Consider the following 21,756-nt stretch of genomic DNA (forward strand, 5'->3'; position numbering starts at 1 on the left):
CGAGGCGAGGGTCATTGCGGCTTTCCTTCTTCCAGCTTGGCCAGGGCTTTGGACCATTCGTCGGCTTCCACGCGCACGAAGTGGGTGATTTCGCGGCTTTCCAGGAAATCTACGCCCTTGCACATGCGTGTGTCGAAAATGATGACACGCGGTCCGGCATGGTCGGTGTTGCGTGCCTCATCGAATGCGGTCACGACGGCATCAAGATCGTTTCCATCCACCCGCTGCGCGTGCCAGCCGAAGGCGGCCCATTTTTTCTCTTCATCCCCTTGCGCCAGCGCCGCGCGCGTCGGCCCGTCAGCCTGCTGATTGTTGAAATCGACCAGACAAATCAGGTTGTCGAGCTTCCACTGAACGGCAGACATGACCGCTTCCCAGGTCGATCCTTCACCCAGTTCGCCGTCCGACATGAGGTTGTAGACGAAGGCGGGGCTTTCCTTGCGCTTTAGGCCAAGAGCCGCGCCGACAGCGATGCCCAGACCGTGACCCAACGATCCACCGGTAATTTCCATACCGGGCGTGTAGGACGCCATGCCAGACATGGGCATCCGGCTATCGTCCATACCATAGGTTTCAAGCTCGTCCTCCGGCAAGATTCCTGCCTCCATCAACACCGAATAAAGCGCGATGGCATAGTGACCGATAGAGAGGTAAAAGCGATCCCGACCTTCCCATTCAGGGTCTTCTGGCCGGTATTCGAGTGCATGGAAATACGACGCGGCAAGTACGTCCGCCACGCCGAGAGCCTGGCCGATATAGCCTTGTCCCTGAACCTCGCCCATCAAGAGCGCTTTGCGCCGGATGTTCCACGCGCGTCGCTCGAGCGAGACGTTGGATTCAGAATGTCGACGGACTGTTTCCATGATTTCCTCCCTTTGCCCAGTTGGGCGTCGGAGGAATTGATAGCAGAGCACACTTCACCGGTCTTTTATCTAAATTTACAGACTTTGTTAGCTCAGCTTAAATGATTTTCATAATCTACGGAACGACTACAGCCAGACCGGCCGCTCTCAAATCAGGTCGTTGGCATCGGCCAAGTTTGGCCGCTGCAATGTCTGTCTGACACGGATTGTACCAGTTCGCGCCCGACGCAGCATTGGTCAAAATGCGCTCTTTGCTGCCGAATGCGTCTGCGGCGTGTCCCAAAAAACAGGCGACCTGACAACGGCCATTCAAACTGCCTGTAAAATTTAGGTGTCAGCGCGGTGCTGATGTCTGGGTTTGGCGGGAGGATTGGAGGGCGTAATATGCCAAGAGTCCAACTTCCCGCTGTCACCCCGAAACGAAGACCCTGGAACAAGGGCCGGATCATCGGCCAGAAACGACCACTGTTGCCGAAACAGGTCTGGGCGATCCGCGCGCGGCTCGAACTGTCGGGCAACCTGCGCGATCTTGCGCTTTTCAACGTGGCCATCGACAGCAAACTGCGAGGATGCGATCTGGTGAAACTGGCGGTTGCTGATCTGGTCAAAGATGACCGCGTGCGGGAGCGAGTCTCTGTGATCCAGAGCAAAACCAAGCGGCCCGTTCAATTCGAACTGACGGAAAACACGCGCCAAACTGTCCTGGCTTGGGTCAAGTCGCCCGAGATGTTTGCGTGCCGGTACATGTTCCCGAGTCGGTTCCATGACCGCCCACACATCTCGACGCGCCAGTACGGTCGGCTCGTCCGCGACTGGGTGACCGCGATTGGTTTAGAACCGAGCGGGTATGGCACCCATTCGCTTCGTCGGACGAAAGCGGCCGAAATTTACCGAAAGACTGGCAATCTTCGCGCAGTTCAGCTGCTCCTTGGTCACACCAAAGTGGACAGCACTGTGCGCTACCTTGGCGTTGAGCTGGAAGACGCTCTGAGCATCGCCGAGCAGATCGACATTTGAGCCACGTTGGCGGACGGTGTCACTGTACCCTCATTAATCAGAATTGCCTTTAAAATTATCGTTTGTTTTCAGCGGCACGATGTACCCTTAATTTTCATATTGTACCGTTAATTGCCATACTGTACCCTTTATTAGCATACGGTCAGTTCTGTGGATAAGTGCTGACAGGAATAGGGCAGGGATTGGCGTGGTCAGCGAGCGTCTTGCAAAACATCGAGCAGCAGTCCTCCGTCCGATCCTGGAACTTGAGAAGAAGGGTGAGCCGATCAGTGCGGCAATCGGAGATGCTGCTTGGGAACTAGGTTTGGCGAAGAGCCACACCTGGTCGCTTTACCGCCGTTTGCGCGAGAACGATGGGCGGGCCGCAGCACTGGAACTCAGTCGCCGGGGGCCGAAACCGGGGTCGAAACGGATCGCGCGAGAAGTCGAAGACCTCATCGATGAACGCCTACGGCGCTATTATCTGGTCCGCGAACGCTCCAGCTTTCTGCGAATTTGGCGTGAGATCCGTTCGGAATGCGAGGCAAAGGGCTTCCAGCCACCGGCACGAAAAACGCTGAAAGCTCGGCTCGATGCAATGGACGAGAAAGAGATTGTTAGAAAGCGCCGTGGTGCCAAGGAGGCGAACAAGACTTTTGCGGCACGTCCGGGCCGGCTTGCGGTTGGAACGCCACTGGAAATTGTTCAGATCGATCACACCTTGGCCGACATCATTTTGGTCGATCACGTGGATCGGCGACCGCTTGCGCGCCCATATTTGACGGTAGCCATCGATGTTGCAACCCGGATCGTTCTCGGGGTCTTCGTCAGCTTTGATGCACCATCAGTTCTTTCGATCGCGCTCTGCCTCGATCATTGTGTGCGTCGGAAATCGATCCACGTCCCAGGGAAGCTGGAAGAATTGGTCTGGCCGACATCCGGCATCCCGAAGGCGATCCATGTCGATAACGCGCAGGAGTTCCACAGCGACGCCTTCTCATCGGCCTGCGAAGATTGGGGCATTGCCGTCGAGTACCGCCCGCCTGGTGCAACGCACTTCGGAGGTCATATCGAACGTTTGATCGGAACGGCCATGGGGGCTGTTCATGTTTTGCCCGGGACCACGCAATCCTCCGCTGCCGAGAAGGGCGATTATGACAGCGAGAAACATGCGGCTCTGACCCTGGCCGAGTTCGAGGACTGGCTTCATCTGGAGATTTGCCGCTACCACAATACCCGCCACGAAGCCCTCGGGCGAACGCCGCTGGCCGCTTGGGCTGACTTGGGCGGAGACACTGCGGGGCGGCAGGTTGTCGATGTCGAAGCCTTCCGGACAAGCTTCCTGCCTTTTGAGTTGCGCCAGCTCGGGCGCACTGGGATCACTCTCTTTGGGGTGCACTACTGGAGTGATGCCTTCGCGTCGTTGGTCGGACGGGGCAGCGGCAAGGTGCAGGTGAAGTACGACCCGCGGGACCTGTCGCAGGTCTGGGTTCTCGTCAATGATGGCCGCATGATCCCGGCTCGGTATCGGGATCTGAGCCACCCTCGGATATCGCTTTGGGAAAGTCGTCGGGCGCGGAAGGAATGGCAAGACAGGCATGGCGGTCGGATCAACGAGAAGGCCTTGTTCCAGGTGATCGACGCGCAGAGACGACTGGCCGAGGCGGCGCGTCAGAAGACAAGGACCGCCCGTCTGGAGAGCGAACGCGAGACGCGGCTTCCCAAGCACCAGCCGCGCCGCGATCCGTCCCGAGAAATGTTCGCCATCGACACTGGTAACCCAGACCTCCCCACTTATCCGATTGAAGAGTTTGATGACCCCAGAAGAAAGAATTGACCGCATCCGCAGCGATCATTGGATCGCATTCGACCGTGCCACGATTGTTCTCAACCGATTGACGTCCCTGATGGAAATGCCGCAGCAGAGCCGGATGCCTGGCCTGATGGTCTATGGCAGTTCCGGTATTGGCAAGACGATGATCGCCAAGCGCATGGCCAGCAAGTATCCGACGCAGTACAACGCAGAACTGGGCATCACGAAGACCCCCATCCTGCTGGTTCAGGCGCCGCCAGCGCCGGACGAGCGACGCTTCTACCAGCACATCCTTTCGACGATCGGGGCGCCGATGTGGGGGCGGCATACCGTGTCCGAACTTGAGGTCCGCGCGCTCAGTCATCTTCGGGATATGGACCTGAAGATGCTGATGATCGACGAGGTGCACAATCTGCTTGCCGGTAGTTACCGGGAGCAACGCCGGTTCCTGAACATGCTGCGGTTCTTGGCCAACGATCTCTGTGCCTCGCTTGTCGTTTTCGGTGTCAACGAAGCGCTCGAGGCCGTCCGCGGTGACGACCAACTGGCCCGTCGCCTGGACGAACACTACCTGCCGCTCTGGGAGGACGACGTGGAGTTCTCTCGGCTCATCCAAACGCTGATTGCCGCGATGGCACTTGAGCAGCGGTCGGGCCTCACGGTTGCGTCGCTTCGGACAATCCTGAAAGTGACGGGCGGTGTGACCTCGCGCGTGTTCATCATGATCAAGTCCTTGGCCATCGATGCGATCGAGACGGGTGAGGAGCGGATCACCGATGAGGCCGTTCAGGCCTGGCAGCCGGTATGGGCGAAGCATGCTTGGAGCATTCCGCGCCAACCCATCGCGGAGTTCGGGTGACCGTGAACCCATTGCCGCGTCGACCGCCACCGGTATCCGACGAGCTTCTCTCGAGCTGGATCGGGCGGTTGGCCCGGGCCAATCATTGTTCCGTCGAAGAGCTTTGCGGCTATCTCGGTTTGGGGCAGGGCAGGGTGCCGGAGCATGCGGGTGACCTTGGGCATGTGAACTGGGCTCGGCTATGTCCGGCGGTTCAGCAGACCCGGGATGAGATCGCGGCCATGACCCTCCCGGACACGACGCATCATCCCGCTCAATGCGTATCTAGCGATGACTTCCAAAGTTGCGCAAACTGCTCGAAACAAACCTCGGGACTGGTCCTGCGCCACTGGCGCTTCGCCTGGTCGCTGACTTGCGAAAACTGTGGTCGACCTCTTGTGGCGAGGCATCCGGCCGATGGTCTATCAAACAGGCTACGTGTCCGCGCCGCTCGGGGCGCGGCATTGCTGAAGACGGCGGTTGCCGCCGCCGATCTGAGGCACATGCAGCGGATCAGCCATACGCTGTGCCTCTTACAAGTACTTGAGTTGGTATACAGCGTGCCACTCACGTCGCGGTGTCAACTGGAGCGGTCAATAGCACTCGCAGCTGTCGATGTCTGCTCAGCCCGTCCATTATTGGGAGTGGCCATCTTGCTGCGCGGAAATGAACAAGCATTCTGGGATCTCCGACGCGCCTTTCCTCAGCGCAGACGTTTGATTGAGAAGGTGCGCAAGCTGTCGATGAACCTCGATATGCGACTTCCGCGAAGACGTCGGCAGGAAAGCAGTCCCGTTGACCGATCTGCCAGGGCGACGTCGCCCAAAAAGACGTCTGCGCAGGCCCTAGACGCTGCCCGTCAGGCCATCTCCGAGCTCGGTGCCGATGCAGATCGTCAAGCGCTTCTGGCACGAGCCGATGCAATCTGGAAGCGCCAAAGCTGTGTCAGCCACTGACGCAGCGCCCTGTGGATATATTGCAATTAAGGGTACAGAATCTGCCGAAAACGCTTCCAATCCGCAGAATCTGATTAATTAGGGTACAGTGACAATCGCCATGGCGTGACGGGCGTGTTGGACATCGGGATCCAGCCACTTGTCGTAGTTGCGCTTGTTCCAAGCCGCGAAATGACCCGTCTTGAGAATCTGCGGCCAATCGGTTGGGCGCCAGAGCTTCAGTTTGCGCTCGGGATCGTCCGAGAAATACTTGAAGTTGTCGAGCAACAGGGAACCTAGCTGCCAAAGAAGCGCGACTAGAAGTACGCCAAGCGGAACAACCAAAAGCCAAGACCATCCGAGTGCAACGCCTGCGGCCAAAGCCGCCCCGACCCCGAACGTGACGCCCCAGACCAAGGTGCGGACAACTGCCGTTCGCAGTGATGCCACCGTGTCGAAGACCCCGATGAATGTTGGCTGAACGTTTCCCTGATTTTCTTCGCCTACGAGCGGAAAGCTCGAATACTTCTTGCGAAATCGCTTGCCGAGTTCTTCACGGTTCTTGAAGTAAGGATCTTGTCCGCGCGGTTTTCCAGCACCGTGATTATACACGAATTTTACAGCGTCCTTGGCGATCTTGCGCAATCCGGGGCCGTAACGCGGGACCGGCGAACCATCTGGCATCTGCGTCGGGACACCGCAGAGGTTCATAACGTTTGCAAGTGCTCTTACTGTGTAGGCCCCGCGCGAGAACCCAAACAGCAACACACGGTCGCCGGGCTCGTAATGGGCGATGATCTGCTCGTAGCAATCGATTATGTTGTGGTCGATGCCAGTTCCGACGGCGCTTTCCAGGATGGGCTTGATCCGACCGAAAAACCCACCGCGTTCTCCTGTTCCCAAGCCCGGGTCGTAAAAAGCCACTTGGTCCTTAGGGCTAATTGGTGAATCTGGGCCGGGACGCATGGCTCGATACATCTTGTAAACATTCGACAGCCGTTGGTCTGGCCTGGCGCCACCCATCTGGCCGGTTCCGTCCGAGAATATGCAGATGTTCTTTACCATTTGTCGCCCTATTCAAGAACACGAAGTACAGTCAAAATCCTAAACCTGCAGCAGTTCTGCCAAGCTAGGAGAGAGTGCAGCGGAAATGTTTCGCCCGAGTCGGGAAAAATTAGAACATAGTGGAAACACATATGTCTACCTGATATTGTGACACATGAGAAGGGATTGCCCAATATGTTGGATACGATGCAGCAAATGGAAGTGTTCCCGACGACAGTCGATCTCAAGCGGGTCGACCTGTCTATCAACATGCGGCGCTTCTATAGAATGAGTGTTCAACCAGACCTGTTTGGCGGCGCATGCCTCGTGCGGGAATGGGGCCGTATCGGGTTTCGAGGGCAGATGATGATCGAATTTCATGATGACGAGGGCAAGGCTGTCACGGCGCTCATGAAGCTCCATGCTAGCAAAAAGCAGCGAGGGTATAGGGCAGCCGTGGCGCAGAACTAAGATTGAATTTTAGAGAAGAAGATTTCGCATAGCATGTATTTCGCGTTTGTTTTCGGCAACCGGATCCTCCACCTTTCGGCGGTCCAGAATCCGTAGGCAGCTTAAGACCAACCGGGCACCAGTCATGGCTGGATCAGAGCCCAGTGGCAGGTCACCGCACACCAGGAAGAGCATAAACTCGAATACGAGCCAATTAATGAGCGATAGCCGATGGCAGCTCTGTGTTGATGATCAGTAACACGCTCGAAAGGAGAATTTTTCTGTCGTTCCATCGACGCGGTTGACCCAGAAGCAGCGCGTTCCGTAATCCGCCGTTCTTACACTGAAGCTTTCAATTCCCGGGCCGATCTTTTCGGCGGCTTCGGGATGCATATGCATGAGATGCGTTAGTATTTCGGCGTCTTCATTGGTTACCTTGTCACCCAGTTCATATTTGTACAGCATATCCCTAAAAAAGTCGTTTGCGTCTCCTTTCCTCGCGAATGAGAGCGATCCGATCTCTACTGGCTTTGCGGGCATAATCGCTTCCTCTCTACTCTATTCGCTGAATTCGTGGCCCGCTTCCGGATCATCAAGGCCCGATACCTGCAGCGTTTCCCTGACGATAAGGTTAGGCAGGTCCATCCCGGCGAAATTCGGGCCATGCTGATTAATCCAGGCCAGGCAACCTTCCTTGTCCAGATCGTCGCGCGCAATCTTCTCATACAAGGCCACCGCAGACATGCGGGAAAGCCCTAGTTCCATTAATGAGAGAAGCGTGATGCTGGAGACGCCAAACTCAAGCGCTATCCCGATGTCAAAGTCTTCATCAATCAGGTCCTCGCGCTCGGCTTCAGTCAAGAACAGGCGGAGGACATCCATATAGGCGGAAATATACTTCGGTGCCTTGAATCTTGCTGTCTCTTCCACCATGCTCATCGTTTCGCGAATGAGCACTGGAAGCTTGAACGATCTGTTGTTTCGTTGCTGATACTCTATACGCTTCCTGATAATTGCAGCCAAAGACAATCCTTTCAGCCACTCGACAACCACGAGCGCGTGCAGGGGAATGAGACTGTCTGGCAGGAAGACAGGATACAAATTTGCGTTAATCCGTCGCATGACGGTGACGTACCTGTCGTACGCATCGACGCTTTCCGAAGGCGCGAGCAGCAGATTTTCGATATTGCCTTCGTACTTTCGAAAAGCTTCCAGCAAACGCTGCAGGCCCACCGCGCTGACGCCTGGATGTCTTACTAGAACATCCTGCGTAATATTGATCAGCGCCGAAATACCTTCGAGGCTTCTATCGAGTTTCCGGAGCGCATCTGGAGAATGCCGTTTCGCAAATGCGGCATCGGAAAGCGTACCAAGACGAATATATGTATTGAGGAGGTAAGCCCCGACCTGTTCGAATTCTTCGCCTTGCGCAAGATCGGCCAAAGAGTCGATGTTTCTGTTCTCAAGATACGCAGCCAGTTCATCGGTGGAAGATATAACGACGTCAGTTTCTCTCTTGATCGGGTAGCGTGAGCGCTTCGGCACGCCGACGGGCCATGCTTTTTCATCCTTTGGATCGATACAGATAATATTGCCTTGGAATTCGTTTCCCCAGCGACCGGCCCGTCCCGCGAGGTTCCAGAAGTCGTGCGGCTCCATCGGGTTCCCACGGCCCTTCCGGGGACCGCGCACAACGATGGTCCTGCAAGAGAGATTTACTCCTTCAATCAGCGTCGAGGTGCAGGCAAGAAATCTTATCTTGCCGTCGCGGAACAGCCTCTCAACCTCGGTGCGGATGAGAGAGGGCATGTTTCCATAGTGAAAAGCGACACCACGTTCGACCAGCGGCGCGAGCTGATAATTACGGTGGACCCCTTTGCGGGCCAGATCAGCCAGGTCCAGCAATTCCTGATCATCTGTCTTCTCCGAGCCTTCCAACTGGCTGATAAGGAGCGCGACGTCCTCCGCTTCAGCCGCGCCGTTGCAGTAAACCAGTGTGCCGCCGCGACCGCCTGCCGCCGCTGCGATAAACGCCAGCCTTTTTTTCAGGCCCGCAGGCTTGTTTGACAGTTTAAGCGTGCCCAGTGGTATGGGTGAATCGCCCCAGACAAGGTCCAGCGACCACTCCTTGGGCTTCCGAGGCACTTGCTCGGCTAGGATCACGTTCTGCAGAACGGTTGGCATATCGGTATTGACCGACGTTTTCGGCATATCGTTCGGCGCATCCTCAAGCAGTTCTCCGGGATTTTGTGTCGAAGGACTTACAAACACGACCTTCATCATCGGGTTCTGCCGAGACACCCGCTCGATTGCATCCTGCAGTATTACACCACGCTGATTGTCTCCGATCTTGTGCGCTTCATCAACAATGAGAAGGTCTACACTGAAGTCCTCCCCGAGAAGATTGACAAGCAGGTGCAAACGCTCCTGCGTGAATACGAAGACGGCTTTCTTGTCTCCCGTCGTAGATGAGAAATAAACTTCCGTCAGCGGTAGCGACGTGATCTCGATGCCGGTGTCCGACTGACATAGCTCCTTCAGACTGAGTTCAATCTCACTCACCAAAGCCCGGGTTGGGGCAAGGTAAACGGCGATCTTTGTCTTGCTCGTGCGAACGTGATCGAGCAGCCACTGCAAAACGAGGTAAGTTTTTCCGGACGCGGTTGGCGCGGACGCTGAAAGCCAGCCGGCGCCGGAAGAGGCGCCCGCCCATAGTTCTTTCTGAAAATCGTTGACGCCTATCCATTTTCCGCTCGATTCAAGGAGTATCGAGTCCTCGAAACGTCTTCTGTTGGCTTCAAGGCGCATCGACACGCCCAGTCTGCCCTCAAGATCGGGAGCGATCCGGTTTCGCAGTATTGCCAGCTCGACGGACCTGCGATTGGACAGCTTTTCGAGGAGGACAGCCCCCGCATCCCGCACTTCCGGCGAAGTTTCGAGTGTGACGGCAGCGGTTGCGATCCGCAGCGCCGCCTCCTGATGCGTTCGTTCGGTTGATCTGGCCAAAAGGCTTCCGGCCAAAAGAAGCTGCTGCCAGTCAAAGCTCTTCTTTGGGTCAGCGGATTCATGGATTGCGTCCAGATTTGTTATCTCAGTCGCCACTGTGATCTGAGTCAACCTGATAATATCATCACGAAGCGCCTCACCCGACAGCCAATCAAAGAGTTCGGTATCTTTCATTTCTTAATACCCAGCGCCTTAAGGAACGATGCGCGAAACCCATCCGCCGAAGGCACTGGCACACAGAAAAACTGAATGTCGAATTTGTCGAGTTTCTCCACCGATAGTCTGTTCTTTACATTCTTCACCCATTTTTCCATTTCGTCATTCGCCGCCTTCAGGATGTCCTCCCCGATGCCTTTTGCATCATCTTTCGGATAGAAATCCGCATCGAAGGCGATAAGCGCGATCCCGCAATATTCGACCCTGTTCGATAGCGGTGAGGTTCGGTCGAAATATTTCCGGAATGCGGCCGTAAGTTCCGGATCACTGAGATCGGCTTTGTCGCTGAGGAGCACGAGATCCCGCTCGCGATCAGCGCCTTCGTGGTCCGTCTCCACGAGGAAAGGGGCAAGTGATGAAAGGCAATCTCTTATGGCCGCTGTAGGGTCGCCATACACCTTTGACTCGCCCCAGAAAAGTTTGAGAAGGCCGTTTTCGTTTACGGAAGCATAGACGCCGTCCGCACCATGATAGTGCATGTGAGAGTCGGTCTTAAGGTCCATCTTACAGAGCACCTGAGGAACCTTGAGAAAGCGCTCTGCGAGTAGGAAGAGCAGCATCTCGCCGCCTTCGCCAGTATTGGCAAGGTCCGTAAAAGTGCCGATTGCCTCGTGGTGCAGGGCTGCAACCGCGCTTCCGGACTTGAATCTGGCGTCCCGCGCCCGCGCATCATCCAACCGCGATTTCGGGACGGCATAATCGATAATTGAGTTGCGCATAAATTCCGCAAGACGCTCCGGCTTGACGCGTCCGTTCCCATCCACAGTCAGGCAATGACAGTGGAGACGGGCCACGCAATCTTTCAAGAGCACGTCCCGTTTAACAAGCTGGAGATGAACACCCAACTCTTCTGGATCGCCCGAAACTATATTAACCAAATCTTCTGGAAGTACTTGAGTCAGTGGTCGCCTCCTTTCGTTTTAGGGTGGTTGTGCCGACCCCGCTGCTGCTCGCATAGAGAGTATCATACGTAATTCAAATAGTTAGGTTTTTCTTCGCGCTGCGGTCAAAGAAATTGTGCGATACTCCTTCAACGCCCCAAGGTCCGGAGTGTCACCGCTGCCCGTTGATAATACGTCAGCTGTCTCCTTTTGGCGTGAACGCTACACTTCGCCTTGCGGAAGTTCAGTTCAGCGTTGCAAACGGCTGCATCGCGCCGTCTATGTCGGTAGTTTTCTCGACCCCGGCAGATAGAACTCCGTAATCCCCCGCTTCCCCTCGGCCCGCCCGAGCTGGACGATCACATCGATGGATTTCCGGATGTATTCCCGAACCTCGGCAAAGGTCAGTGGTGTGCCGGCCTGCAGCACCATGATCGCCAGTCGATCGATTGCGAGTTCTGCGGTTTCCGCGTGGATGGTGGAAACCGACCCGCCATGGCCGGTGTTGATGGCCTCGAGGTAGGTCAGGGCCTCGGCACCGCGCAGCTCGCCGACGATGATCCGGTCAGGTCGCATACGGAGGGAGGCTTGAAGGAGAGCGTTGGCGCTGCGTTGCGAACCGGCACCGCGGTCGGCAAGGAGGGCGACGGTGTTGGGCTGGCCGGGGAAGAGCTCAAAAGCGTCTTCGATGGTGATCAGCCGCTCGTGCTCGCTCACATGGGTCAGGAGGTGGCGGGCGAACGTGGTCTTCCCGGTCGAGGTGCCGCCGCTGATCAGGACGTTGAGCCGCGCCTCGACCAGAGTCTGCAGCGCGGCCTCAAGGTTCTCCTCCGCTAGACTGGCGATGTTTTTCATCTTCTCCGCGCGGAGGGCGTCGAGCGAGACGGCCTTGCCGAAGAGATAAGCCGGGGCGTAGTCCCTAATGCTGCCAGAGGCGAAGAGGCGAATGGTGATCGAGGCACCGCGATCGATGGCGGGCGGCACGGCGACCTGGACCCGAAGCGGGCGGCCCGCATATTCCACCTTGCCGGAGACGAGGGGGTTCTTTTCAGAGACGCGGGCCTTGGCATCGCCGACGATGGTCTGGGCCATGTTGAGGGCTGTGGTCCGATCCACGGTCTGACCTTCGTGGCGCATGCTGGCATCCCCCGCGACCTCGAGCCAGACCTTGCCGTCGGGGTTGATCGCGATCTCGACCACGTCGTCACGCCGCAGGAGATCGCGGAACGGGTCGAGATAACGCTCGAGGTATGAGGCTGGCGAGGCCTGATCCATCAATTCGGTGATTCCGGTAATATTGAACCTGGTTTCGCTGCCTCTCGCCTGCGGCTCGAACGCGAAACCTGATGCTTCTTTTTCATTGTGAACCGGAACCCCCGTAGATCACCACATCCCGGTCCACGAGCACGGTGACCGAGGCGCCCTGATCGACATAGATCGTCGGCGCGATCGAGACCTGATCGGCGATGACCGACCCGACAGCGTCCTGCAGGTCGCTGCTGACATCGCCCAGGACAATGCTTGTCGTCTCGTTGTTGGCACTCTCCGCCGCCACGGCAGGCGCCGCCCCGATCACGGAAATCAGCGCCGCCCCGCCGAAGCGCTCGGCAAACTTGGTGTCGACGAGACCAGTGAGGCCCGAGCGGCCAAGCTGGTCGCCGCCCACAGCGGCGATTTCCATCGAGGTGCCGTCCGGGGTCAGGACGCGGGTCCAAAGGATCAGGATGCGCTTCTGGTGCATTTCGATCCCGGAGCGGTATTGGCCAAAAAGGCGGGAGCCCCGGGGGATCAGGATCCGGTCTCCGGAAAACGCCAGCACCGGCTCGGAGACCACCGCGACAACGGAGCCGGGCAGATCGCTGTTAATAGCGGTTTGCAGCGCCGCCTGGATGACGGATCCTTGGGTCAGCGTGCGTTCGGGATGGATGAGGCGGGCGGCCTCCTGCACCTCGAGCGGTCGCGCACTCTGCAAGAACTGCTCGTTGCCCGAGAGGGCCGGTCCACTTGCGCCAGCGGCGGCAGGATCGGCCACCGCCGCGCCACTCGCACCACCACGTGGACCGTCCGCATAGACCACGGCGGGGGATTTGATCTGGGCAGTCAGAAGCTCCTCGGCGATGCGTTCGGCCTCGCGCAGACGCTGCTCCTCTTCCTGACGCCGGCGTTGTTCGAGAAGGCGCTGATCGGCGATCACCCCTTCGCGATCGAGCTCGGCCTCAAGCCCCTCGCGCTGCGCCCGTTCGGCATCGAGCATGGCCTGCAGCCCCTCGATGCGAGTCTCGGTCTGGCGTTGGAGGTTTGCCAGCTCGGTTTCCTTTGCGGCGAGCGTTGCTTCGAGCGCGGCCTTTTGCTCGTCGAAGGCCTCGCGCAGGTCCGCGACAGCGGATTGGATTTCCGAGTTGCGGGCAGCCTGGCTGGCGGCGAGGGCTTCGCGGAGCTTGGCGATTTCGGCCAGCACCTCGGCGCTCGGTTCCGGGGCAGGGGCGGCGGGCACGTCGAGCGCTTCCTCGACGGCGATCAGTGCGTCATTGACCCGTTGCTCGGTCTCGTCGGGCGGAAACTTCAGCCGCCCGCCGGAGCCGGGGCGGCGGTCCTGAAAGGTCTCGACATCGGAGGTCTCAAGCGCACTGTCACCTTCCTGCAGACCGGTGGCCAGAAAATACGCGACCCCGGCCCCGCCAAGGGCGAGGGCGGCCGCGAGCGCGCCGACCCCGAGGCTGTTTCCGCGGGGCTTGGACTTGCCGCGCTGGCTGAACTGGTCGAGACGGTCCTGAAGGTCGGGAGGGGTTTGTTCGGCCATGGTCAGTTGCTCACGTAGATGGCGCTCTCGTCGCGCCAGGCGCAGATCGCCTCATCGCCGATACGCAGCGACCAGTAGGTGTTCACCCCAAGCACCCGGACCGTGTTGCCTTGCTGGGTCCAGTTGACCGTGCGCTCACGGCCCTGGTCATCGGCCTTGAAGAGGGCGGGCTGGCGACCGTTTTCCGGGATGACGAAGTAGGTATAGCGCCCGTCGTCATAGATATGGCTGGGGCGGAAATCACCTTCGCCCGAGACGCGGTAGTTGTAGTTGCGGGGCGCCTCAAAGCCTTTGGGCTGGGTAGCCGCCGTCGCTCGACGTTCCTCATCGGGGTAGCGGAAGCGGACTTCGAAGAACATGCCGGTGCGGTTCGGGATCGAGCCTTCGCGCAGGTGGAAGGAATAGGTGCGTCGGTTGGTGATCACCGTCATGTTGGTGGAGGCATTGGCCACATGCGGTTTGATGGTCAGCACATTGCCAAGCTCTGGGATCGGATCGACCTGGAAGCTTTCGGTGTCGCCGACGATCACGGCCTCGAAGCGCTCGCCCGCCCCGAAATGGATCGTGGTCGAATGCCTCAGATCGGTTTCGATCCGATAGACCTGGTTTTCACTATAGACGGCGGTGCGGATGCGGATGTCGAGCGGGCCGCCTTGCGGCGTGGCCTCGGCGTTTGCGGCAACAGGAAGGGCAAGCGCCAGGAAAAGCGCGGGCAGAGATTTCATCTTGGTCAGTTCTCCAGAGTCTCGGCGTCGACGCGGTAGGAGGTCACCACGAAGCCCAAGGGGTTGGCCCAGACGTCCTGAAGGCGCTGGCGGGTTTCAGGTTGGAAGTCATAACCAACGGTAGCGACATAGGACCGGGTGACGGTGCGGGTGTCGCGGGGACGGCGCAGCGTGCGGGTGAAGCGGACCTGGGCCACGCCGCGCTCGATCTGGTTCACGGACTTGATCACCACCTCGATCTTGGCGTCGCGGCCATAGACGGTGATCGGGTAGTCTTCGTTGGTCGAGGACCAGAGATCGCGCAGCGTGCGGGCGGCATCGCCATCGGAACGGTTGAGCACCGAGTTGATACGCTGCTCGCCATCGGTCAGGTCATAGGTTTCCCGATCATCGACATAGGCCACGAGATTGGCCTGGATGATGGCGTCGCTCTCGGAAAGCGTCAGCGCCTGTACGGCGGCGACCCGGTCCATCTCTCCGGTTTCCTTGTCGACCACGACGACGAAGGTCTCGGTCGATTTGAGTGGAAAGAGGCTCGCGCCCGCGACCATGCCGGCAACACCAACCAGCACGCCTGCCGCCGCAACGAACCAGGCGAAACGCTCACGCCGTCTTGGCCCGTAGATGAAATCCGCCTCGAAAGCGTCGCGGTCAGGCGCGGAGGAACTGGTCACAAGCTTCTTCAAAGTCGTCGTCTTTCACATCAGGGTTTGCGGAAGGCCTTGGCGGCGGAGAGAAGCGCGCCGGGGCTTTGCCGGATCAGCTCGCCGGTCTTCACCACACCCGCATTGGCCATCTGGTTCAGCTCATGCGGGGACTTGCCGGTGACGAGGCGCGAGGTTGCGCCCGCGCCATACTCCCGTGTGTTCACGAACCCCTGGCGCGCAAGGCCCGTGAGACCGACGGCATTGGACGCGATGCCGACGACACCGGTGAGATTGGAGGCGATGTAGGGCACCGAGGCCATGATCCCGGCGCTGAGGATCAGAATGACGAGGAAGGGCAGGATCAGGCTGACGGTTTCGACATCGCCCGGATCGGCGGAGGCGTCCCCGATCGCTTCGGCGATGGCGACGATGATGCCCGCGGCGCCTGCTGCGGCGACCGGCATGAGCGCGTAGCCAATGGTGGCGCGGGTCCAGGCCTCGAAGAGGGACTGGGTCGGTTTGAACAGCGAGGTCACGATCATGAAGGGGGCGATGACGATCATCAGCGCGAAGACGATGCGGGCGAAGGCGATGATCCCTGCGGTGACGGCGGCGAAGACGGCGGAGAGGACGAAGAAGATGGCACCCAGAACCGCGCCGAAGACCCAGCCCGCGCGGTCGCCGATCGTATCGCCATAGGCGGTGATGCGGGCGACCATATTGTCGAGGCTCTCATAGACCCCTGCCTCGTCGCCCGAGCCGGTAAGCGCCAGGATCGAGGCGCCCACGGAGTCGGGCACGCGCGTGACGATGTCATAGATGACGCTGAAATTATCCCAACTCTGCGCGAAGATCCCGACCAGGGCCACTTTCATCCCGAAGGCAAACCCGGTTCCGAAGGGCAGGGGGCGGAGCTGCATGACCGCGTTGATCCCGAGGAGCACGACAAGGAGCGTCGCGCCCGCCGAGATGACATTACCGACCGAGGCCGCCGAGGAGATAAAGCCGTCCTGCGCCACGGTGTTCACCGCGGCGTCGACTTGGCCAAGGATGTCGCGAATGACCCCCATTTACTCCGCACAGGCCTCCACAACTTGCGCCTCGAGCGCGTCCGCCTTGGCGTAGAGCTCGAGCACGTTGAAGGGCAGGCGCGGGTTGTCCGAGGTCTGGAACCGGGGCAGGGCGGCAAGCGCCTGATCCCAGGCGAACTGATCCAGCAGGCAGGTGCAGGTTTCCGAAGCGAGCGCCTCTTCGGCAATCAGGATGCGCAAGATCGCGCGGTAGCCATTGCGCAGATAGGCGGTTTCGGCCAGATCGGTAGGGGGTTTCGGAACACGACATTCATCCGTTTGATCCCGCGCGATGGCCATCGAGTTGAAGGGCGTGTCGCCGGAAGGGTTCGTGCTCGGGGTCTGGGCCGACGCAGCATTGTGCAGGATGCTCAAGACAAGGGCGGCGAGACCGAGCGCCCGGCCTGGAGCCAAGCTGCGGGTCATGGTTTGCCTCATGGATCCACCGCCATCGAGCGGAACTTGCGCTCATCCGCGAGGGTCGCGGCATCGACAACGCCAAGCTGGCCGGCACTCACGCCTTGCGCCGCTTCCAGCCGCCAAATCTGGGTCAGGATGATGCCAAGCTCGGCGGTGACGCGGGTGTTGAGATCGACGGCAGCCTTCAGCCCGTCCTGATCGTCGATGAGCCCGACCATGGTCTCGAGCCGCTCAAGGCTTTGGCCCGCTTCTTCGTGGCTTTCCTGTGCCGCGACGGAGAGCATGGCGCTGGCCCCGGCGGAAGCGGCGATGCGGTTATCGGCGGGCTCATCCGAGCCAGAAAGCGTGCTCAGGCGTTCCGAAGTAAACCCGCTGCCCGAAAGCACCCGTTCGACCGAGGCCGAGAGTTCTGCACCCGGATTGAAGCCGCTGAGAAAATCGCCGCTTGCCAGCGATTGTGCGGTATTGAGGGGCGCCACCAGCTTGCCGCGCAGCGCTCGGAATTCTTCGACCGTGGCGAAGAGTTCTCCGAGCCCGCTGCCTTCAATGAGCGAGGTCAGTTGCGCCTCGAGGTTCGTGAGCTGCGAGAGCTGGGTTTCCAGTTCCAGCCGCATTGTGGCGAGCTGCTGCATCTGGACATTCAGGTCCTCGGCCATGTGTTCGAGCTGCGCCACGAGTTGACCAAGCTGCGAGCCATCAAAGGTTGGGACGCCCTGGGCCGTTGCGGGCGAGGTAAACCCGAGTGTGGCGACCGCGGCCACGGTCAGGAGAAGCTGTCTCATTCGGGAACTCCCATCTGCATGAAGTCGCGCTCCGCCAACCGGTCTGCGACGAGGTGCTGCGCATAGACCGCCTCGCGCTGCTGGTTGGCGGCCATCAGCCGGACGCGAAGGTTGAGGATGCGGCCAATCTCGGCCTTGGCGTAGGTGTTGAGTTCCCAGGCCGCCTTGGCATTGGGTTGCGCATCGATCTGCAGGATGATCGCGCGGAGGCGGTTGATCACTTGCTCGGTCGTTGCCGAACTGTCGGCGGCGTAATAGACGCCCGCCTCGGAGATGCTGGCATATTCGGCGAGCGCAAAATCCGAGGGCGAGAGCGTGCCAAGCGCGTCGGCACCGCCCACCACAGCGAGGTATTCGTTGTAGAATTTCGAGATGTTGCGCACATAGCCTTGGGTCTCGGCAAAGGGCGGCACGCCCCCGTATTCGATGACCCGACCCGGCCCCGCGTTATAGGCCGCGAGCGCATGGGGTATGTTGCCGAAGCGGTTGAGCTGGGTGGTGATATAGCGCGCGCCGCCGCGGAGGTTGTCTTTCACGTCATAGCGGTCGACGCCGAGATCGGAGGCGGTGCCAGGCATGAGCTGGGTCAGGCCATAAGCCCCGACCGGGCTTTCAGCGGCGACGTTGAAGCGACTCTCCTGTTTAATCAGAGCCTGGAAGAGGCAGCGCCACTGGGTGGCCGAGAGACCGGCGCGGGCCACACCGGGCGCGCCTGCGAACTCGCCGGCGACCTCGACGATCATCATCTCGACCGTCTCGCGGCCCTCGCCGAAGAGGCGGCTGTTCATCGGGCTTGGATCGGTATTGGGATAGACCGCCGCCACCCCGAAATCCGCATTGCCCTCGAGCGCACGGATGTCGAAGCCAGGCCCGGTAATGGCAGCGGTCATTTCCTCGAGGACGCGCAGCTGGTCGGCCTGCACATCCGCCAGCGTGGACTCGGTCCGATCCTTGTCCTGCTGGACGCTTAGATCCTCGGCCAATGCCCTCACCCGGGCGATGGCGCGACCGATCGCGGAATTGTCCTGTGTCGGCACGCCCTGGGCATGCGCAGGCAGGGCGCTGAGGCCGAGGCAGAGCCCGGCGGATATGATCGCGGCGCGGCTCATTCCGAACGGGGCAGGGGCTCGAAGGTGCAGTCAGGCTTGGCCGTCTCCTGCACCGGTGCGCCCATGGTCGAGAAGGACAGGGCGGACCGCGTCACTTGCGGCTCGCCATTGCGTCCGAAACAGGGCGAGGTTTTCTCGGTGTATTTCTCGCAAGCGGAAAGAAGGCTCGCGGCGGCGCAAAGCGCGAGGAGGGGTTTCGAACTCATATCACATGTCTCCAGAAATCGGGATTGGCGCGCCAATCGGCAGGCACGCGGGCCTCGCCAGTGGCGCCGCCGCCAAGGATGGGAAGGAGGTCGCCAAGTGCGGAGAGATCGGCATCGACGAAGACGCTGTCGCCCGCCGAGCGGATAAGCGCGATGCGCTGGCCGATGGTCGGCTGCACGAGAAGGGCAGCCTCCTTGGCGTTGACGCGGAGAAAATCGTAATCGGAGACGGTGGCGCGATCGTTCGGGAAGAGGATCTGCGTCGGCACCGTCTCGACGATGGTTTTGCCGACGCGGCTGTCGCGCAACTGGCTCGGATACTGCGTCATCATGATGACGACGCAGTTCATCTTGCGAAGCGTCACCAGCCAGTTTTCCAGCCGCGCCCCGAAATACGGATCGTCCAAGAGCTTCCACGCTTCGTCGAGCACGATGATGGTGGGACGGCGGTCTTCGACCACGCGTTCGATCTGGCGGAAGATGTAGGAGAGTACCGCCATGCGCTCGGTCGTCATGTCGAGGATCTCGGTCATATCAAACCCGACGATGTCGCCCGTGAGCTTGAGGCCCGCGCCGCGCTCGGGCTCGTCGAACACCCAGCCATAGCGCCCGCCGGGGGCCCATTCGGCAACGCGGGATTGCAGCTCGCCATCATCATCGAGTGACTGGAACAGGGTCTCGAAACTGGCGAAACGCTGCAGCGCCGCCCCCGCATCGGCGTTCTGGCCGACCGCGCTTTGGATATGGCGGGATTGCTCGCCCGAGAGCGTGCCATTCCGTGTGAGAAGTGTCGCAAGCCAGTCCGAGAGCCAGGCGCGGCCGCGCTCGTCGGTTTCGGTGGCGAGCGGGTTCAGACCTGTCGGCACGCCAGCCCGGATTTCGTTATAGCGCCCGCCGAGGGCGCGCACGGCCATCTCCAGGCCGCGATCCTTGTCGAAGAAGAAAAGCCGTGCGCCGACCCGCTGCGCCTGCGCTGCGAGAAAGGCAGTGGTGAGCGTCTTGCCGGTCCCGGTGCGCCCCAGAACCAGCGTATGGCCAACGGTCGGTTCCTTGCCTGGGGCTCCCGCCTCGTGGAAATTGAAGCGATAACCAGAGGTGCCGACCGTGGGCAGGACCGAAATGGTCTGACCCCAGGGCGACTGATCAGGACCGCGTCCTTCGACGCTACCATGCAGAGCTGCGAAGTCGGCGAAATTGATGGAGGAAATCGGCGTCTTGCGAGCGCGGTAGCCGAAATTGCCGGGGGATTGTGCGAAGTAGGTGGCTTTCAGCGCCATGTTCTCGCGCACGATGACGGACATGATCTCCTGACCCACGCGTTTGATCTGGGCGGCGGCCCGTTCGAGCGTGTCGCGGTCCGGCGCGTAGACCGCGATGGAGAGGTGATGGTCCCCGAAGGCGATGCGTCCTGCCTCCTGGTCGTCGGCAGCCTGGCCCAATTGTTCGCGCAGGGAGACGGCCGCATCGTCGGAGGCCTGCATCTGGCGGATGATGCGCTGGATGCGTTCGGCCATGATGTTGTTCGGGATCGGGCTGAAGGAGTTCGTGAGCACGATGTCGAGCGGCAGGTCGAGCGCGTCGAGCAGCGTCACATCGGTCAATGCCGGGTAGGTCTTCATCGAAAAGAGCGCGCCGTATTTGACCCGCCCAGTCACGGCGTCGGTCAGGGTGACGACGTCGCCGTCGAAGGTCGCGCGGCAATTGCTCAAAATATGTGAAAGAGGCAGAGCGCTTTGTCCGAAGGCTATGGGGGAGAAGCTGCCCGCGTTCAGCGTGTTTAGATAGCCCAGCCATTCACCACCCGTGCGGGTCAGGCGCACAGGGTTGGCCGAAGACAGAGCCACCTCGAAAAAGCCCATGACCTCGTTCAGCTCCTGCAGGCGCGTCGCGCGGTCCTTGACCCAGGCTTTGCGGGCCAGCGTCCGAAGGAATGGAATGCGCGCGGAGATATCGGGGCGCCGGATCACGCTGAGATAGAGTTGGCGCTTGGCCGGGCGCAGGTCTTTCACATGGGCCTGCCAGCGGGCATCTATCGCGGCGGCGAAGCTGTCGCCCTCGATGGGGCGCATCCCCAGATCCTGTGGCACGGAGATGCGGTGGATGTAAAAGCCGAAGGCATTGCCGGTCTGGGCGACGATGGCGGCAACCGCGCGCTTGAGCGCATCGAGCCGTGCGTCTTCGCTGGTCATCGGGTTCAGACCATCAAGGCGCAGGGTCGCCATCAGATCGCCCTCGCGCAGCACCATCACATCGTCATCGGCAAGCGCGAAATACGGCAGGTGATCAGCGAGATAGCTCTCCCGCGCGAACTCCCCGCCGCCAGCCTGAAGCAGAGCGGTTCCGTGAGTGGAAAGTGTGCCCGCATCAAGCGCCAAAGCTGTCGCCTCCATGCAGGGCGCGGTTCTTCGTCGGGCGCACCGAGCCGTAGGAAACGCGCAGGACCTCGAAGAAATGCGGCTCGCGGTCGGCGACGAACCAGAGGATCGGATAGGCGACGAGGCCGATCAGGAAGAAGACCATGGACTTGGTCCAGATGAACGGCAGAACGACCCCGGTCGCCAGCACCACGAGGTATCCGACAGGGAGGCCCAGATACTTGGGCGGTCGGGCGAGGCCCAGAAAAAGGGGGGATCGTTCTGCCAACTCTATTCTCCAACCTCAGGAGAAGCCGTCGACGATGGTGCCGGCCGAGAAGATCAGCACGATCCCGATGATGACCGAGGCGAACCAGCCCCAGTTCAGCCGCCCCATCATGCACATGAAACCAGTGCCGATGACGGCGAGTGTGGCAACCGCGATCCCAATCGGACCGGTCAGCGCGGCCTCGACGGTTTCCAGCATGGTCTGGATCGGCGACAAGTCCTGCGCGAAGGCAGGGCTTGCGAGAGCCGCCAAGGTTGTGGTGGCAGGCAAGAGGCGGCTGAGGCGATGTCGAAGCATGCGAAGTTCCCTTGT

22 protein-coding genes are annotated in these 21,756 nt (G+C 60.0%); 5 read left to right on the top strand and 17 right to left on the bottom strand.

Going from position 1 to position 21,756, the window contains the following annotated elements:
* Positions 1 to 11 precede the first annotated feature (11 nt).
* Complete coding sequence (locus FIU94_RS20445) at positions 12 to 863, bottom strand: transketolase (RefSeq protein WP_152467648.1); 852 nt, start codon at positions 861 to 863, stop codon at positions 12 to 14.
* A gap of 384 nt (positions 864 to 1,247) precedes the next feature.
* Here FIU94_RS20445 and FIU94_RS20450 point away from each other — a divergent pair, with 384 nt between their 5' ends.
* From FIU94_RS20450 to FIU94_RS20465, 4 genes are all read left to right on the top strand, one after another.
* The gene (locus tag FIU94_RS20450) at positions 1,248 to 1,880 is read left to right on the top strand and encodes a tyrosine-type recombinase/integrase (RefSeq protein ID WP_040701957.1); all 633 of its coding nucleotides are present in this window, start codon (positions 1,248 to 1,250) and stop codon (positions 1,878 to 1,880) included.
* A 187-nt stretch (positions 1,881 to 2,067) separates the two neighbouring features.
* Positions 2,068 to 3,696 (top strand): Mu transposase C-terminal domain-containing protein, encoded by a 1,629-nt coding sequence (locus FIU94_RS20455; RefSeq protein WP_093455154.1) that lies wholly within the window; start codon positions 2,068 to 2,070, stop codon positions 3,694 to 3,696.
* Positions 3,674 to 4,531: a TniB family NTP-binding protein gene (locus FIU94_RS20460; protein ID WP_071974414.1), complete on the top strand. Its 858-nt coding sequence runs from the start codon at positions 3,674 to 3,676 to the stop codon at positions 4,529 to 4,531. Before FIU94_RS20455 ends, FIU94_RS20460 begins: the two co-directional genes overlap by 23 nt.
* The gene (locus FIU94_RS20465) at positions 4,477 to 5,466 is read left to right on the top strand and encodes a TniQ family protein (RefSeq protein WP_083545780.1); all 990 of its coding nucleotides are present in this window, start codon (positions 4,477 to 4,479) and stop codon (positions 5,464 to 5,466) included. Before FIU94_RS20460 ends, FIU94_RS20465 begins: the two co-directional genes overlap by 55 nt.
* A 78-nt stretch (positions 5,467 to 5,544) precedes the next feature.
* Here FIU94_RS20465 and FIU94_RS20470 read toward each other — a convergent pair whose 3' ends face one another.
* The gene (locus FIU94_RS20470; RefSeq protein WP_254702718.1) at positions 5,545 to 6,510 is read right to left on the bottom strand and encodes a DUF2235 domain-containing protein; all 966 of its coding nucleotides are present in this window, start codon (positions 6,508 to 6,510) and stop codon (positions 5,545 to 5,547) included.
* Positions 6,511 to 6,684: 174 nt separating this feature from the next.
* Between FIU94_RS20470 and FIU94_RS20475 the strand changes: the two genes are divergently transcribed.
* Complete coding sequence (locus tag FIU94_RS20475) at positions 6,685 to 6,960, top strand: WGR domain-containing protein (RefSeq protein ID WP_007120621.1); 276 nt, start codon at positions 6,685 to 6,687, stop codon at positions 6,958 to 6,960.
* 231 nt (positions 6,961 to 7,191) lie between these two features.
* On the opposite strand, the gene FIU94_RS20480 is transcribed toward FIU94_RS20475, so the two are convergent.
* From FIU94_RS20480 to FIU94_RS20550, 15 genes are all read right to left on the bottom strand, one after another.
* Complete coding sequence (locus tag FIU94_RS20480) at positions 7,192 to 7,479, bottom strand: DCL family protein (RefSeq protein ID WP_007120620.1); 288 nt, start codon at positions 7,477 to 7,479, stop codon at positions 7,192 to 7,194.
* Between the two features lie 18 nt (positions 7,480 to 7,497).
* The gene (locus tag FIU94_RS20485; protein WP_084353841.1) at positions 7,498 to 10,119 is read right to left on the bottom strand and encodes a DEAD/DEAH box helicase; all 2,622 of its coding nucleotides are present in this window, start codon (positions 10,117 to 10,119) and stop codon (positions 7,498 to 7,500) included.
* On the bottom strand, positions 10,116 to 10,973 hold the full coding sequence (locus FIU94_RS20490; protein ID WP_235859527.1) for a DUF1837 domain-containing protein: 858 nt from the start codon (positions 10,971 to 10,973) through the stop codon (positions 10,116 to 10,118). Before FIU94_RS20490 ends, FIU94_RS20485 begins: the two co-directional genes overlap by 4 nt.
* 348 nt (positions 10,974 to 11,321) lie before the next feature.
* Positions 11,322 to 12,317 (bottom strand): P-type DNA transfer ATPase VirB11, encoded by a 996-nt coding sequence (gene virB11 / locus FIU94_RS20495; RefSeq protein WP_007120616.1) that lies wholly within the window; start codon positions 12,315 to 12,317, stop codon positions 11,322 to 11,324.
* Positions 12,318 to 12,399: 82 nt separating this feature from the next.
* A complete protein-coding gene (locus FIU94_RS20500) occupies positions 12,400 to 13,842 on the bottom strand; it encodes a TrbI/VirB10 family protein (RefSeq protein ID WP_007120615.1) in 1,443 nt (480 codons plus the stop codon).
* Positions 13,843 to 13,844: 2 nt separating this feature from the next.
* Positions 13,845 to 14,567 carry a TrbG/VirB9 family P-type conjugative transfer protein gene (locus FIU94_RS20505; protein WP_007120614.1) on the bottom strand — a complete coding sequence of 241 codons (723 nt, stop codon included), beginning with the start codon at positions 14,565 to 14,567 and terminating at the stop codon, positions 13,845 to 13,847.
* Between the two features lie 5 nt (positions 14,568 to 14,572).
* A complete protein-coding gene (locus tag FIU94_RS20510) occupies positions 14,573 to 15,253 on the bottom strand; it encodes a virB8 family protein (RefSeq protein WP_007120613.1) in 681 nt (226 codons plus the stop codon).
* 17 nt (positions 15,254 to 15,270) lie between these two features.
* Positions 15,271 to 16,284 (bottom strand): type IV secretion system protein, encoded by a 1,014-nt coding sequence (locus FIU94_RS20515; protein ID WP_007120612.1) that lies wholly within the window; start codon positions 16,282 to 16,284, stop codon positions 15,271 to 15,273.
* On the bottom strand, positions 16,285 to 16,710 hold the full coding sequence (locus FIU94_RS20520; protein ID WP_007120611.1) for a hypothetical protein: 426 nt from the start codon (positions 16,708 to 16,710) through the stop codon (positions 16,285 to 16,287). It lies immediately after the preceding gene.
* An 8-nt stretch (positions 16,711 to 16,718) separates the two neighbouring features.
* The gene (locus FIU94_RS20525) at positions 16,719 to 17,486 is read right to left on the bottom strand and encodes a type IV secretion system protein (RefSeq protein ID WP_007120610.1); all 768 of its coding nucleotides are present in this window, start codon (positions 17,484 to 17,486) and stop codon (positions 16,719 to 16,721) included.
* Positions 17,483 to 18,595 (bottom strand): lytic transglycosylase domain-containing protein, encoded by a 1,113-nt coding sequence (locus FIU94_RS20530; RefSeq protein WP_007120609.1) that lies wholly within the window; start codon positions 18,593 to 18,595, stop codon positions 17,483 to 17,485. The genes FIU94_RS20525 and FIU94_RS20530 overlap by 4 nt, the downstream gene beginning before the upstream one ends.
* Positions 18,592 to 18,801 carry a hypothetical protein gene (locus tag FIU94_RS20535; RefSeq protein ID WP_007120608.1) on the bottom strand — a complete coding sequence of 70 codons (210 nt, stop codon included), beginning with the start codon at positions 18,799 to 18,801 and terminating at the stop codon, positions 18,592 to 18,594. Before FIU94_RS20535 ends, FIU94_RS20530 begins: the two co-directional genes overlap by 4 nt.
* Entirely contained in the window at positions 18,798 to 21,191 is a 2,394-nt protein-coding gene (locus tag FIU94_RS20540; protein ID WP_007120607.1) for a type IV secretion system protein B4, read from the bottom strand. Before FIU94_RS20540 ends, FIU94_RS20535 begins: the two co-directional genes overlap by 4 nt.
* Positions 21,166 to 21,444, bottom strand: coding sequence for a type IV secretion system protein VirB3 (locus tag FIU94_RS20545; RefSeq protein ID WP_038070148.1), 279 nt, complete (start codon positions 21,442 to 21,444; stop codon positions 21,166 to 21,168). Before FIU94_RS20545 ends, FIU94_RS20540 begins: the two co-directional genes overlap by 26 nt.
* A 15-nt stretch (positions 21,445 to 21,459) precedes the next feature.
* Positions 21,460 to 21,741 carry a TrbC/VirB2 family protein gene (locus tag FIU94_RS20550; RefSeq protein ID WP_007120605.1) on the bottom strand — a complete coding sequence of 94 codons (282 nt, stop codon included), beginning with the start codon at positions 21,739 to 21,741 and terminating at the stop codon, positions 21,460 to 21,462.
* Positions 21,742 to 21,756 lie beyond the last annotated feature (15 nt).

This window comes from Sulfitobacter sp. THAF37, assembly GCF_009363555.1.
Lineage (GTDB): Bacteria > Pseudomonadota > Alphaproteobacteria > Rhodobacterales > Rhodobacteraceae > Sulfitobacter.

Excerpts from the sequence above, each read along its gene's own strand:
- FIU94_RS20445 (WP_152467648.1), bottom strand. The coding sequence starts at position 863 with ATGGAAACAGTCCGTCGACATTCTGAATCCAACGTCTCGCTCGAGCGA.
- FIU94_RS20450 (WP_040701957.1), top strand. The coding sequence starts at position 1,248 with ATGCCAAGAGTCCAACTTCCCGCTGTCACCCCGAAACGAAGACCCTGG.
- FIU94_RS20460 (WP_071974414.1), top strand. The coding sequence starts at position 3,674 with ATGACCCCAGAAGAAAGAATTGACCGCATCCGCAGCGATCATTGGATC.
- FIU94_RS20465 (WP_083545780.1), top strand. The coding sequence starts at position 4,477 with ATGGGCGAAGCATGCTTGGAGCATTCCGCGCCAACCCATCGCGGAGTT.
- FIU94_RS20470 (WP_254702718.1), bottom strand. The coding sequence starts at position 6,510 with ATGGTAAAGAACATCTGCATATTCTCGGACGGAACCGGCCAGATGGGT.
- FIU94_RS20475 (WP_007120621.1), top strand. The coding sequence starts at position 6,685 with ATGTTGGATACGATGCAGCAAATGGAAGTGTTCCCGACGACAGTCGAT.
- FIU94_RS20480 (WP_007120620.1), bottom strand. The coding sequence starts at position 7,479 with ATGCCCGCAAAGCCAGTAGAGATCGGATCGCTCTCATTCGCGAGGAAA.
- FIU94_RS20485 (WP_084353841.1), bottom strand. The coding sequence starts at position 10,119 with ATGAAAGATACCGAACTCTTTGATTGGCTGTCGGGTGAGGCGCTTCGT.
- virB11 (WP_007120616.1), bottom strand. The coding sequence starts at position 12,317 with ATGGATCAGGCCTCGCCAGCCTCATACCTCGAGCGTTATCTCGACCCG.
- FIU94_RS20500 (WP_007120615.1), bottom strand. The coding sequence starts at position 13,842 with ATGGCCGAACAAACCCCTCCCGACCTTCAGGACCGTCTCGACCAGTTC.
- FIU94_RS20505 (WP_007120614.1), bottom strand. The coding sequence starts at position 14,567 with ATGAAATCTCTGCCCGCGCTTTTCCTGGCGCTTGCCCTTCCTGTTGCC.
- FIU94_RS20515 (WP_007120612.1), bottom strand. The coding sequence starts at position 16,284 with ATGGGGGTCATTCGCGACATCCTTGGCCAAGTCGACGCCGCGGTGAAC.
- FIU94_RS20520 (WP_007120611.1), bottom strand. The coding sequence starts at position 16,710 with ATGACCCGCAGCTTGGCTCCAGGCCGGGCGCTCGGTCTCGCCGCCCTT.
- FIU94_RS20525 (WP_007120610.1), bottom strand. The coding sequence starts at position 17,486 with ATGAGACAGCTTCTCCTGACCGTGGCCGCGGTCGCCACACTCGGGTTT.
- FIU94_RS20530 (WP_007120609.1), bottom strand. The coding sequence starts at position 18,595 with ATGAGCCGCGCCGCGATCATATCCGCCGGGCTCTGCCTCGGCCTCAGC.
- FIU94_RS20535 (WP_007120608.1), bottom strand. The coding sequence starts at position 18,801 with ATGAGTTCGAAACCCCTCCTCGCGCTTTGCGCCGCCGCGAGCCTTCTT.
- FIU94_RS20540 (WP_007120607.1), bottom strand. The coding sequence starts at position 21,191 with ATGGAGGCGACAGCTTTGGCGCTTGATGCGGGCACACTTTCCACTCAC.
- FIU94_RS20550 (WP_007120605.1), bottom strand. The coding sequence starts at position 21,741 with ATGCTTCGACATCGCCTCAGCCGCCTCTTGCCTGCCACCACAACCTTG.